This window comes from Porphyromonas asaccharolytica DSM 20707, assembly GCF_000212375.1.
GTDB classification, from domain to species: Bacteria; Bacteroidota; Bacteroidia; order Bacteroidales; family Porphyromonadaceae; genus Porphyromonas; species Porphyromonas asaccharolytica.
In genome coordinates this window covers 1,406,992-1,420,254 of the sequence record NC_015501.1, presented here as the reverse complement: position 1 = coordinate 1,420,254, position 13,263 = coordinate 1,406,992, and the positions used below count along the sequence as shown (strand labels likewise).

Sequence of the window (13,263 nt, the reverse complement as noted above, 5' to 3'; positions counted from 1 at the left end):
ATGTCTGATTCGTATGAATATATCTTTCAACTGGTTACAGCAATACCTACCTCGTCTAGAGGGTTATAATCCAAATGAAGTGGCGGAGACGCTCACAGCCATCGGTCTTGAGGTGGCTGGCGTCGAGCAGACGGAGTCTGTACGAGGCGGTCTGCGTGGTGTCGTCATAGGGCGCACACTCACTTGCATCCCCCACCCTAACTCCGACCACCTGCACGTCTGCACGGTCGATCTCGGCGAGGAGGAGCCTGTGCAGATTGTTTGTGGAGCACCTAACGTGGCTGCAGGCCAAACGGTCATCGTCGCAACTGTCGGCACGACTCTATACGGGCCCGATGGCGAGTCTTTTAAGATCAAGAAGTCCAAGCTACGTGGCGAGCCTAGTATGGGTATGATTTGCTCGCAAGTCGAGATAGGTATGGGAGCCGACAGCTCTGGCATTTGGGTGCTAGACGATGAGACGGTGAAGCCTGGGACACCGGCGGCTGACTACTTTGACCTAGCCAGTGATACCGTCATAGAGATAGACATAACACCTAACCGTGTCGATGCGACCTCACACTATGGCGTAGCACGCGACCTAGCGGCTTACTACTCCTATCGTGAGGGGCAGGTAATCCGTGCGGAGCGTCCGACCCTGACGAAGCCTCAGTCGGTCGATGCGAGGGCTTCTGCCATTCAGGTTGAGATGGAGGTATCCGCTGAGGACTGCCCCCGCTATCAGGGAGTGACCATACGTGGCCTGAAGTGTGTCGAGAGTCCTGACTGGCTCAAGGAGCGACTTCAAAGCATCGGTCAGCGTCCCATCAATGCGGTGGTAGATGTAACCAACTTCGTCTTACACGAGATCGGGCAGCCACTACACGCTTTTGACGCTCAGAAGATCGCTGGCGGTCTGCTGCGCATAGCTCATCTACCTGCAGGCACGCCTTTTACCACCTTGGATGGCGTAGAGCATAAGCTCACAGGTATGGAGAATATGATCTGCGACAGCCAGCTCACACCGCTCTGCATAGGTGGTGTGATGGGTGGACTCGACTCGGGCGTGACGATGGAGACGACAGACATATTTATAGAGGCAGCGAACTTCAATCCGACGATCACACGTCGAGCTGCTAGAAGCCACGGACTGAGCACCGACTCCTCCTTCCGCTTCGAGCGTGGGCTAGATCCCGAGGCGACCGACTGGGCGCTCCAGCGTGCTGTATCGCTCATTTTGGAGATTTGCGGGGGAAAGTTAGCAGAAGAGACGGTGGATCACTATCGTATGCACCTTGATCCCGTAGAGTTGACGATCTCTACGGACTATGTCTCTCGGGCTATCGGTCGTGAACTGACGGCTGACCAGCTACAACTCATTTTAGAGGCTCTAGAGATGTCTCCTAAGGCTGTGGAGGGTGATGCTTTTGCCATTTCTGTGCCTCGCTATCGCTACGATGTGACACGTCCAGTAGATGTCGTCGAGGAGGTACTACGCATCTACGGCTACAACGCTGTCCCGCTATCGGGCTATGTGCATGCGAGTCTCTCTAAGCAGAGCGACCAAGACCATATCTATCACGCTCAGCTCAAGCTTTCGGAGCTACTCACAGGCTTTGGCTATCGAGAGATATTGAACAATTCGCTCACCTCTCGTCAATACTTTGAGGGGCAAAAGGCTTTTGACCCTAACCAGCTCGTCCCGATAGAGAATCCGCTAAGCCAAGAGCTCAACGTGCTACGCCCCACCCTGCTCGTGGGCGGTCTAGAGACGATCTCTGACAATGTGCACCGCAAGCAGCCCTACTGCGCGCTCTATGAGTGGGGCAACGTCTACCGCTACAAGCAAAACGATCTGGCGGCTACTCCCCTGGACCAGTACACCCAAGCTCACAGACTAGGATTGTGGCTCTCGGGGACGCTCATGCCCAATAGCTGGACGACCGCTGGCGAAGCTACCTCTCCTTACATGCTACGAGGGGTTGTCGAGAAGCTCCTAGCGCACATGGGCTTTACGACAGAGGACTACTCGGTGACTACACCAGCCGAATGCCACGACCTATGGAGCGACGTAGTTTGCTACACCGATCGAGAGGGCAAGAGCCTCGCTTACGTAGGTGTCGTGAGCAACTATTGGCTCACCAAGTGCGACATCAAGCAGTCGGTCTACTATGCTGAGCTATACAGCGACACTTTGATGGCATATCTACTACAGCACAAAGTGGTCAGCACGGAGCTAAGCAAGTACCCAACGGTGAAGCGTGACCTAGCTCTCCTCATCGACAACGACATCTCCTACGAAGCATTAGCTCGCACCGCCAGCAAGGCCGAGCGCAAGCTACTTCAGCGTATCGAGCTCTTTGACGTTTACACAGGCAAGGAGCTACCTAAGGGCAAGAAGAGCTACGCACTCAGCTTCTACCTACGTGACGACAAGGGCACCCTACGAGACGCACAGATCGATGCTGCCATGAAGCGCATCTGGCAAGCCATCGAGCAGGAGTACCACGCCACGCTACGCTAGCCTATCCAATCATCAGACATATAAATCAACTAACATAGTTAAGTATCCAATCCAATCATGGGAAGAGCATTTGAATATCGTAAAGCACGCAAACTAAAGCGTTGGGGCAACATGGCTCGTGTATTCACTAAGCTAGGCAAGGAGATTACCATTGCCGTTAAGGCCGGCGGTCCCGATCCTGATACCAACCCACGACTACGCGTCCTCGTCCAAACGGCAAAGAAGGAGAACATGCCTAAGGAGAACGTAGAGCGTGCTATCAAAAAAGCTACCGACAAGGACAGCAACACCGACTACAAGGAGATGAACTATGAGGGCTATGGTCCGCATGGCATCGCTATCTTTGTAGAGACAGCAACAGACAATACGACTCGCACGGTCGCCAACGTGCGTAGCTACTTTAATAAGTTTGGCGGCAACCTCGGTACGACTGGTAGCTTGGAGTTTCTCTTTGATCACCGATGCGTCTTCCACGTCCAGCCCAAGGAGGAGATAGACCAGGAGGAGTTGATCTTAGACTTGATCGATTACGGTGTAGAGGATCTAGAGCAAGAGGAAGAGGAGTGGGTCATCGAGGGAGACTTCTCTCAGAATGGCGCTCTCCAAGCCAAGCTCGAGGATCTAGGATTTGAGATTAGCTCGGTCGAGTTCATCCGCGTACCCAAGGATACACGTCCAGTCTCAGCTGAGGAGCGCGAAGAGCTCAACAAGCTCATCGAGAGACTTGAAGAGGATGAAGATGTGCAGAACGTCTTCACCAATATGGAGGACGAGGAGGAGGAAGAGTAATCGACTCCTCTACGCTCCTCACAGCTTCGCACCGCCCTTTATTTCCTTTCTTACAGCAGATAGACTGTAGCACTGTTGCCCTTTATTTAGCGCACGAATCCCTTTAGCACATGCAGCACATACGTAACTTTTGTATCATAGCTCACATTGATCACGGCAAGAGTACCCTCGCCGATCGCCTTTTGGAGTACACAGATACCGTCCAAAAGAAAGATCTGCAGGATCAAGTCCTTGACAATATGGATCTAGAGCGTGAGCGTGGCATCACGATCAAGAGCCACGCTATACAGATGTCCTATACTAAGGATGACGTAGAGTACACGCTCAACCTAATTGACACACCAGGACACGTGGACTTCAGCTATGAGGTGTCTCGCTCCATAGCTGCATGTGAGGGAGCATTGCTCATCGTGGACGCTTCGCAGGGCATACAAGCACAGACCATCAGCAACCTCTATATGGCGATCGAGCATGACCTGACGATCATACCAGTAGTCAACAAGATCGACCTGCCTGGAGCTTCTCCCGAAGAGGTACAAGACCAGATCGTCAGCCTGCTGGGAGTAGATCCAGACGAGGTGCTCTTTGCCAGTGGTAAGACGGGACAAGGTGTCAACGAGATCCTGGATGCCATCGTAGAGCGTGTGCCAGCCCCTGTGGGAGACCCCGACGCTCCGCTACAAGCACTCATCTTTGACTCCGTCTTCAACCCCTTCCGTGGGATCATCGCCTACTATAAGATTGTCAACGGGTCTATAGCCAAGGGAGACAAGGTCAAGTTCATCAATACAGGCATGGAGTACGACGCCGATGAGGTGGGCGTGCTCAAGCTTGACATGATGCCTAGAGATCGGGTCAACACGGGTGACGTGGGCTACATCATCTCTGGTATCAAGACCAGCAAAGAGGTCAAGGTAGGTGATACGATCACACACATACAGCGCCCTGCCTCAGCAGCTATCGCAGGCTTTGAGGAGGTCAAGCCGATGGTCTTCGCGGGTGTCTACCCCATTGACACGGAAGACTTTGAAGACTTACGCGCTTCACTCGAGAAGCTACAGCTCAACGATGCTTCGCTCACCTTCACGCCTGAGAGCTCGGCAGCACTAGGCTTCGGCTTCCGCTGTGGATTCCTTGGTTTGCTCCACATGGAGATCATTCAGGAGCGTCTCGACCGTGAGTTCAATATGAACGTCATCACGACTGTTCCCAACGTCTCCTACCTCGTTTACGACAAGAAGGGCGGCGTGACCGAGGTACACAACCCGTCAGGTCTGCCCGATCCGATGCAGATTGATCACATCGAGGAGCCGTACATACGAGCCACGATCATCACAGATACCGCCTACATCGGTCCTATCATGACGCTCTGCCTCGACAAGCGCGGCATCCTCATCAAGCAGGAGTACATCAGTGGCAACCGTGTCGAGATCTACTTCGATCTGCCTCTCGGTGAGATCGTCATCGACTTCTATGACAAGCTCAAGAGCATCTCACGAGGCTACGCTTCCTTTGACTATCACCTGAGCGACTTCCGTCCCTCTAAGTTGGTCAAGCTAGATATCCTCCTCAATGGCGAGCCCGTCGATGCGCTCTCGACGCTGACGCACTTTGACAATAGCGTCCCCTTCGGCCGTCGTATGTGCGAAAAGCTCAAGGAGCTCATCCCGCGCCAGCAATTTGACATAGCTATCCAAGCCGCTATCGGTGCTAAGATCATCGCTCGTGAGACCGTCAAGGCGGTGCGCAAAGATGTGACTGCCAAGTGCTACGGCGGTGATATTAGCCGTAAACGCAAGCTACTAGAGAAGCAGAAAGAGGGTAAGAAGCGCATGAAGCAGATCGGCAACGTAGAGATCCCACAGAAAGCCTTCCTCGCTGTCCTCAAGCTCGACTAAAGCCACTATTACAGCTCCTTCCATCTCCACAGCCTAGGCTCCTCGTCTAGGCTACCCGCTTGCCCCCTACACGTAACAATTCACCTAGCCAAACGAACTAACGCATGCCACCCCTAAAGACGACACAACAGAAGCAGCTCCGCAGGCCACAAGCCTCGCTCGATCGCACGACCGAGGGACGTGTGCCACCTCAAGCGACAGACATAGAGGAGGCTGTACTAGGTGCCATACTACTGGAGAAAGAAGCCTTCTCTGAGATCAGCACGATCCTGGAGCCCGAGAGCTTCTACGTCAATGCGCATCAGACCATCTTCGAGGTCATGCGCGACCTAAGTCTGGAGGAGCAGCCCATAGACCTGCACACGGTCAGTCAGAGACTACAGCGTGAGGGCAAGCTGGATCAGGTAGGGGGAATGCCCTTTCTCGTCGAACTAAGCAACCGTGTCATCAGTGCGGGCAACCTAGAGTACCACGCCATGATTGTGGCGCAGAAAGCACTGAGCCGCAATCTCATCAAGTTCTCTACCGAGGTACTTACCTCTGCGTACGAAGACACCATCGACATCGAGGATCAGATGGAGAGTGCTGAGGGGGCTCTCTTTGCGCTCTCGCAGAAGCATCTACGCAAGGATGTGCAGCCCATTGATACCGTACTCAAGATTGCTATCGACGACATCAAGGCTGCTGCCAATAGTGCCGAGGGTATCAGTGGTATCTCCTCAGGCTTTGACGGCATCGATGCGATGACCGCCGGGTGGCAGAAGTCAGACCTCATCATCATCGCAGCGCGCCCCGCTATCGGTAAGACAGCCTTCGTCCTATCTATGGCTAAGTATATCGCGGTGGACAATAAGATCCCCGTTGCCCTCTTTAACCTTGAGATGAGTAGCGTGCAGCTGGTCAAGCGTCTTATCAGTAACGTCTGTGAGCTCCCGGGTGAAAAGCTCAAAAGCGGTCAACTCGAGAACTTTGAGTGGACACAGCTTGACGAGCGTATCAGCGTCTTGGAGAATACGCCCCTCTACATTGACGATACGCCTAGTCTCTCCGTCTTCGAACTACGTACTAAGGTGCGCCGGCTCGTGCGGGAGCACGACATCAAGATCATCATCATCGACTACCTCCAGCTGATGAACGCTAGTGGTATGAACTTTGGCAATCGTGAGCAAGAGGTCAGTACCATCTCGCGCTCGCTCAAGATGCTTGCCAAGGAGCTAGACATCCCCATCATCGCCCTCTCACAGCTCAACCGTGCTGTCGAGCTGCGCAAGAACGATAGCGGTACAAATAGTAAGGTGCCACAGCTCTCCGACCTGCGTGAGTCAGGAGCTATCGAGCAGGATGCCGATATGGTTTGCTTCCTGCACAGACCCGAGGTCTATGGCATTATGCAGGATGACAACGGAGATACAAAGGGTATCGGTTACTTCATCATTGCCAAGCATCGTAACGGACCGATCGGCGATGTGCGTATCGGCTTTCGTGGCGAGTTTGCTAAGTTCTACCCTCTCGAGGAGGCTAACATGCACTACACCTCTCAGATCAATGGCGGTAGACCTCGCTCCGCTGCTACATCGACACCTGGTGGCTCTTCTACGGGCAGTGCACCCCACCCCTTCGATCAGTCGTTTAACGCTGGAGCCTCAGACTTCAACCCGATGGGCACTGACGACGAGGAGAGAGACTTCCCCTTCTAAGACTGTTGCAAAAGTCAACAGTCTCGCAATCTTGCAAGCAAGATTGTCTAGACTTTGCAGAAAGGATGAAGCGCAAGGCGCTGAGGGTGAGGTCTGAAGGGAGCATACATCCGTATGTGACCGAAGCCGAATCCCGAAAGCAACACAGCGATTCGCCTTTATGCAACAGTCTCCCTACTAAGACATTTAGTCCGCTACTAAAGCAATCCATTGACGAGACTGTCACCTTACCGTGGCAGTCTTTTTTTGTTTGCACTCCCTCTTACTCCTCCTCAAAGTCTATGTACTCCCCTTGGTCCTTCTCAAACTTCTTCTTCGCTATATCCTTCATGTCTAGCTTGCCCTGCTGTGACTGTGCGTCCGCTGAGCTTTGCTGTGAAGCGGCTGAGTGCCACCCCTTGCGAGGAGCTTGTCGTGACTTAACGTGCGGATCAGCCTGCTGTATATAGCGCTTCACCATCCACTGTAATATGCGAGGCGCAAAGTATCTCAGGAGCAGGTACGTAAGCCCTATGACAACGATCAGACCAAGTAAGAATTCCATATCGGGGTTAGATTAAGGGGTTATTATTGTTGAGCCGCAGCATCGATAGCGTCCGAGTTACTCTTGATCTGGCGACCGATGACCAGCGAGACGAAGATGTAGAGCATCATCACTAGGCGCAGGGTACTCGCTACAGAGCCTAGCCACATATAGAGACAGCCCGCAGGAACTAGGATCACGCCCCATGCGATGAGGATGATCCTACCGTGGGGCGCTTTCATCTGTGCGCTTAGATGCTTCAGCGAGAGCATTGGCATACGGCTCACCATCAAGATACAGGAGAGAAGCAGCAATCCGTAGCTAGTCACCAGCGAAAGGGTATCCACCGCACAGGCGCAAGTGGAGAGCGATATGCCGATCCACAAGAGCGCAGAGGCAGGTACCGGTAGCCCACGAAAGTAGTTGCTCGACCCCATATCATTATTAAAGAGTGCCAAGCGGTAGGCTGCAAAAGGTAGGATCAGGAGAAAAGGTAGCGACATCATCAGAGCCGTAGACGCTGCATAGCCACTCGCCAAGAGTCTCCCCTCCATCGTGCAGAGAGCCAGGAGTGCCGGTGCTAAGCCAAAGGTCACCACATCTGAGAGCGAGTCTAGGTCAGCGCCTATTGGAGAAGTCGCATGCAGGAGACGCGCCACCATACCATCGAGCAGGTCAAAGAGAGCACCCACAGCAATCCAGATGGCACCCATCTGGTACTCCTTATAGTATAGGATTGAGATGATAGCTGCCGCCCCCGAGAGGATATTGCACAGCGTTAGGAGATTGGGGATAAATTGTCTTATCTTCATCACAGCGTTGTTTTGATCATCATACAGCAAGAAGCGTGCCTACTGGGGCAGATAGCCCAGCGTGGTCTCACCGCCCACCACTTCGTCGCCTATCTTGATCGCTATCTCCGTACCCAGTGGCAGGTAAAGGTCGATGCGTGAGCCAAACTTGATGAAGCCGAGGAAGTCCTCGACCGTCACCTCATCGCCCACCTTCGGATAAGTGACGATACGACGTGCCACAGCACCAGCGATCTGACGCTCTAGCACCTCATGACCACCATCTGTACGAATGATCACCGCCGACCGCTCATTGAGCACGCTACTCTTAGGGAGAAAAGCCTTGTAGTAAGCACCGCTCTGATGCTCCACATGGGTGATCGTGCCATTGCAGGCGACCCAGTTAGCATGCACATTGTAGAGCGACATAAAGATCGAGAGCTTGAGACAGCGGCGTCCCAGCAGCTCAGGCTCTTCGACCTCCTCCATGACCACCACTTTGCCATCGGCCGGTGCTACGATGACACGTCTATTGGCCGCCTCGCTGTTGCTACGCCTAGGGAAGCGAAAGAAGTTTAGCGCTAGCCCCATCACCACGAGCGACACCAGTAGAGTCAAGATAAATACCCCCTTAAAGGGCACAAAGACAAAGGTTGCCCAGCAAGCCAACGTCAGTATGAGGAAGAATGAAATGAGGAGCCCCACCCCCTCGCGATGTAGTCGTACCTTTTTCATTATAATAGGAATCGGCAGTAATTATGATAGGCAAAGATACAAAATAGCCCCCAAAGCTCTACCCCACTCCCCCATCCACAAAGTCGTGGAGCCCGCTGAAACGTGTAGCCCGCTATAGGGACGCACGGCATCCGACTCCTGTAGGGACGCACGGGTGTGTTAAGTCGGAGGGCGTCCGTTGTGTCAAAGCGAGACGAGTAACGATGTGTAGGGACGCACGGCTCGTGCGTCCGTTGCATCAAATGTTACATTGTTAAGATCGGTCGACAATGGAGGCGACCGCTTGCGGTCGGACGCATCGTAGCCCCCAGTCGGAGGGGCGACAGCCCCGAACGACTGGAGGGTAAGGAGTATCACACGAAGCAAGCGACCACCCCTTGTGGGAGGTCGGACTGAGACTGTAAGCTTCGTCTAGTCCGACCCACAAGGGGTCGACCTTCTACCTCTTTCGCCTATCCATCGGTCGTTCGGGGCTTGTGTCCCTCCGACCGACGGCTACGATACGTCGGACCTCTTGCGAGGTCCTTTCTTATCAGAGTGATCGAAGGGGTTTAGAGGTTAGAGATTAGAGCGAGACGAGTAGCGATGTGTATGTGTAGGGACGCACGGCAAGATGATAACAACAAGGAGAAGTGTTCCCTTCTATCTAGACACTTCTCCTTGTTTTTACAGACAATCCGATAGAGGATTGCTCACCTCAGATTATAAGGTCTCTGCGTATCTTGCTATAGTTTCGTGCGTTTTCCCGCTCTCGCTTATCACGACCTTGATCTGCGAATCCTTCTCGAACTTATAGGGGGCAATAGGAATAAGCTCGAAGAGGTAACTGAAAGACTGATAGTCAAGTAAAGTCAGGTCTTCCACCGTCAACGACGAAAGAGTCTTATTGACAAGATAATCTCTCGGACCATACTTACTCGGCATGCCATCAGTTTTTGGCATCTCTACAGATTCCCGATCTTTGTACCCGCTCTTTATATAGGGCAAGAAGGTCAAAGCTCTCAGTACTACCTTGGAAGAAACATCGACCAGCTCTCCCGTTGATGACATTTCATAGCACTGCACTTTAGATAGAGGTTCAGCTAAGGCTCCATTGCTATTAGGCGCTGGAATCGGACGATTATATGACAAGTCGTTGTAACGCTTGGCATAAGTAAGGAATCGTTCAGGCTCTCTCTTGTAATTAACTACGTGAGTTTCAGCTCCCTCGTCTTCATTCACTTTGACCACCACGACAAATTGCCCAGTGGAGGTTTTGCTTTCGGCTTAAGATGGGACGGCCCAAATTGCCGACTTGAACTCAGGCCTCTCTACATATTGTTGAATGTAGTGAGGTTGGGGAGATTCGGATCCTTTGACAGCAGAGGATTTTTGGCAGGAAAAGAAACTCACAAGCACGGATAGTGCAATGAGAGCCAATCCCATAAAGGACACTACTGAAGACTTTCTTCTATTCATAATGTTTTTGAGTTTAGTCGGTTAGTATATTCTGTTCCTGTTTAGTTGAGCGTAGCTGTCAGGCGCAACCTTGTTTGCCCCTACTCTGATAAGGGGCTCGGGTGCTACTGTCTTACAAAGGCAAAGGTCGGCATCTTTTGTCCCCTTCACAATACCCGAAAGGGTAATTCTGCTCCTGCGATCTGTTTTTACCGAGACGGAAGAGCCGACGAACAGCGTCGCTACAAGACGGGTCGCTCGAGTGAGAGCGTCGCTGCGCCTTCCTGTGCGCTAAGCCATTGTCCTGCGATAACGAGCAGGAGGACGAAAACTACCTTCTTCATTTGAAAGCTTAACTTATTATTATCTACGAGTTGCTCACAATGATACTACTGCACACCAGTCCTCTGGTCTAGGTCGGAGGTGGCGAGAGACTCGTTGCGCGTCACCTTGCGGCTCTTGCCCGAGTTGAAGTTGTACGTGATCTTCAGACCGATAGCACGCGCTTGGATCATATTCCTTTGGTTATACTCGAAGTCATCACCCCACTGCTTCGTCTCGAAGCGTATGTATTTCGAGAAGGGGTGCTGAGCCGTCAAGGTTAGATCCAGCTTGTCGTCCCAGAAGCTCTTCTTCAGGTAGAAGCTGTACCCGTGGTTGTATGAGTAGGTCGTGCGGAGTGTCGGCGGATTGGCATAGTAGTACCACGAAGCTCCTAGGTACCACGACTTGGGGAGCGTGACATCCACATTGGCGGAGAGCATATGCTCCCAGTTCCGCTGAGAGAGTCCTTCGATAGGATAGTCGAAGAGGTGATACCTAGAACTTCCAAAGAACGTAAGCGAGAGGGGCATGATAGGACGCCAGTTTAACCAAAGCGAAGCGTTCGGCACACGGTGCAAGCCAGCATTAGCAAAGGTATGATACAGTATCTCTGGACTCTTGGGGTCTCTATACCTTACGGGCATAATCGCATTGTTGGTTTGCTCATAGCCCGTCGTTAGACTGAGGTAGAGTTGGTTCGAAAAGAATGTATAGGAGAGGTCTACATTGTGATGTAGCTCCGACTGCAAGTAAGGATTGCCAAAAGAGATGTCGTATGTTGTCATCTGACTTCGATAGGGATTGAGACGCCAGATGGAAGGACGGATAGGGTTCATCTTGTAAGAGAGGGAAAGTTGCTGGCGCTCAGTCAGCATATAGGAGAGCGTAGCCGTAGGGATCAGGTCTACGCCTGTCTTGTGAAAGTCTCCCTCACTGTTTTGCGAGAAAGTTATCTTGTCATAGACCAGCGTGCCTCGTGCCCCAGCGGAGAGAGCGAAGCGTTCACCCTGCCAAGCGTAGTTGGCATAAGCTGACGTAAGGCTCTGCAGCTGACTCATGTCTCCCTGACGGTAGAGCGGATTATTCACCTCTTGCCAGTCGCCCTTGCCTTCGTTCCAGAGATGGTACTCAGGGCGAGAGCTACCCAGTCGTAGCACTTCCTTGACACCTACCTGCAGAGCGTGTCCTCCGCTCCAGATAAACTGATAGTCGCTCTGTAGAGCATGCTCGCTCAGACCTCCGCGTGAACGCTCCATACGTCGTGTCTCATCATAGAGAGAACTCTCCCAGCTGGTGAAGCCATCTCGGTACTGACGCTCAGTCCACTCCTTGTACCTCTGGTCTGGGTTGTAAGCGTAGCGATAACCTATCGAGAAGCGGGGCTGCTTGTCCGCAGCATAGAGATTGCGATAAATAAGGTTACCCTCTACAGAGCCAGAGGTCAAGCGCATCTGATTGAGCGACGTGGCATATCGTGTAGGCTCATTAGGACGATCGAAAGTCTGCTGAGACAGCCCTGTGGTGTAGACCGATGAGACGAAGAGGTGCCCATCAGCATAGAGGCTATTCAGGCTATCTATGGCGTACTCTCCCATCAAGCTACCGACATGGTTTTGGAAGACACCATCATTGTTACTACCAGCTACCTCGGAGGACTTGAAGAGGCTGGTCGTCTTATCCCCTTGGAATGTACGTCTAGACACATCCACAGGCTGATCCTTATGACGCGTATAGTCATAGTTGTAGTTGAGCGCTACGCTAAGCTTACCCTTAGTGAGAGTCAGACTTGAGGTGCCATTGATATTGGGGATTGTAGAGCCCATCAGAGAGACTAGGCCACTGTACCCATCTAGGCTCTTGCTCTCAGTGATGATATTGATGATAGCATCTCCAGCAGAGGCATCGTAGCGAGCATCCACCTGTGTGATCACCTCTATACCCTTGACACTACTGGCGGGGATACCTCGCAGGACCTCCGTGGGGTTCATCGAGGCAACACGAGAGGGCGATCCATTGATGTAGACGGAGAAGTTTGACGACCCCTTGACACGTATATTTCCCTCTCCATCTACAGTGACGAGAGGCACCTTGCGCAGGGCAAAGAGGAGATTGTCGGTCTGAGCCAAGACGTCGTTTTTCATATCATAGGTCAAGCCTTTGGGAGAGAGTTTGATGAGCTTGCGACGCGCCACCACCTGCACCTCGTCTAGAGTCTGAGCATCGGGTGCTAGGTAGATCGTGTCTAAACTGTTCTGTCCCGCCTGCGTCGTGACCCGCATTTGTTTAGTCTGAAAGCCAACCGACCTAATCGTCAACTGGTAGCTACCCATACGGGGCAATGTCATCTCGAAGTGTCCCTGCTCATTGCTCACCGCACCGCCTGTCAACTGCTCGTCTAATAGTTTGTACTCAATCGTAGCGTAGGCTATCGCCTCGTGACGTGTGGAGTCTATAACGACGCCACTGATCTGACAAGGAGATGTCTGCGCCGTGGCGGATAGTGCGACAAGCAATAGCCCCGTCACTAGGAGGGCTTTGCGGATAAGGGTTGATTTCATCATATTGT

9 protein-coding genes are annotated in these 13,263 nt (G+C 52.6%); 4 read left to right on the top strand and 5 right to left on the bottom strand.

The genetic code is table 11. From position 1 onward, the window contains the following. Window positions 1–13: 13 nt before the first annotated feature. The 4 genes from pheT to dnaB all read left to right on the top strand — a co-directional run bounded on the left by pheT (window position 14) and on the right by dnaB (window position 6,887). Window positions 14–2,503 carry a phenylalanine--tRNA ligase subunit beta gene (pheT, locus tag PORAS_RS05545; protein ID WP_013760505.1) on the top strand — a complete coding sequence of 830 codons (2,490 nt, stop codon included), beginning with the start codon at window positions 14–16 and terminating at the stop codon, window positions 2,501–2,503. 57 nt (window positions 2,504–2,560) lie between these two features. Further along, complete coding sequence (locus PORAS_RS05540; protein WP_004330949.1) at window positions 2,561–3,292, top strand: YebC/PmpR family DNA-binding transcriptional regulator; 732 nt, start codon at window positions 2,561–2,563, stop codon at window positions 3,290–3,292. A gap of 110 nt (window positions 3,293–3,402) precedes the next feature. Further along, the gene (gene lepA, locus PORAS_RS05535) at window positions 3,403–5,190 is read left to right on the top strand and encodes a translation elongation factor 4 (RefSeq protein WP_004331022.1); all 1,788 of its coding nucleotides are present in this window, start codon (window positions 3,403–3,405) and stop codon (window positions 5,188–5,190) included. A 104-nt stretch (window positions 5,191–5,294) separates the two neighbouring features. Further along, complete coding sequence (dnaB, locus tag PORAS_RS05530; RefSeq protein ID WP_013760504.1) at window positions 5,295–6,887, top strand: replicative DNA helicase; 1,593 nt, start codon at window positions 5,295–5,297, stop codon at window positions 6,885–6,887. A gap of 262 nt (window positions 6,888–7,149) precedes the next feature. Here dnaB and PORAS_RS05525 read toward each other — a convergent pair whose 3' ends face one another. The 5 genes from PORAS_RS05525 to PORAS_RS05505 form a co-directional block, all read right to left on the bottom strand. After that, the gene (locus PORAS_RS05525) at window positions 7,150–7,431 is read right to left on the bottom strand and encodes a DUF4834 family protein (protein ID WP_013760503.1); all 282 of its coding nucleotides are present in this window, start codon (window positions 7,429–7,431) and stop codon (window positions 7,150–7,152) included. A 23-nt stretch (window positions 7,432–7,454) separates the two neighbouring features. Beyond that, on the bottom strand, window positions 7,455–8,222 hold the full coding sequence (locus PORAS_RS05520; RefSeq protein WP_013760502.1) for a CDP-alcohol phosphatidyltransferase family protein: 768 nt from the start codon (window positions 8,220–8,222) through the stop codon (window positions 7,455–7,457). 39 nt (window positions 8,223–8,261) lie between these two features. Further along, window positions 8,262–8,936, bottom strand: a complete 675-nt coding sequence (locus PORAS_RS05515; RefSeq protein ID WP_013760501.1) for a phosphatidylserine decarboxylase family protein — start codon at window positions 8,934–8,936, stop codon at window positions 8,262–8,264. Between the two features lie 702 nt (window positions 8,937–9,638). Beyond that, a complete protein-coding gene (locus tag PORAS_RS05510; RefSeq protein ID WP_155811474.1) occupies window positions 9,639–10,157 on the bottom strand; it encodes a hypothetical protein in 519 nt (172 codons plus the stop codon). A gap of 605 nt (window positions 10,158–10,762) precedes the next feature. Continuing rightward, window positions 10,763–13,258, bottom strand: coding sequence for a TonB-dependent receptor domain-containing protein (locus PORAS_RS05505; protein ID WP_044211367.1), 2,496 nt, complete (start codon window positions 13,256–13,258; stop codon window positions 10,763–10,765). Window positions 13,259–13,263: the final 5 nt, after the last annotated feature.

Coding starts and splice junctions, on each gene's coding strand:
- pheT (WP_013760505.1), top strand. CDS start 14: ATGAATATATCTTTCAACTGGTTACAGCAATACCTACCTCGTCTAGAG.
- dnaB (WP_013760504.1), top strand. CDS start 5,295: ATGCCACCCCTAAAGACGACACAACAGAAGCAGCTCCGCAGGCCACAA.
- PORAS_RS05525 (WP_013760503.1), bottom strand. CDS start 7,431: ATGGAATTCTTACTTGGTCTGATCGTTGTCATAGGGCTTACGTACCTG.
- PORAS_RS05540 (WP_004330949.1), top strand. CDS start 2,561: ATGGGAAGAGCATTTGAATATCGTAAAGCACGCAAACTAAAGCGTTGG.
- PORAS_RS05505 (WP_044211367.1), bottom strand. CDS start 13,258: ATGATGAAATCAACCCTTATCCGCAAAGCCCTCCTAGTGACGGGGCTA.
- PORAS_RS05520 (WP_013760502.1), bottom strand. CDS start 8,222: ATGAAGATAAGACAATTTATCCCCAATCTCCTAACGCTGTGCAATATC.
- PORAS_RS05515 (WP_013760501.1), bottom strand. CDS start 8,936: ATGAAAAAGGTACGACTACATCGCGAGGGGGTGGGGCTCCTCATTTCA.
- lepA (WP_004331022.1), top strand. CDS start 3,403: ATGCAGCACATACGTAACTTTTGTATCATAGCTCACATTGATCACGGC.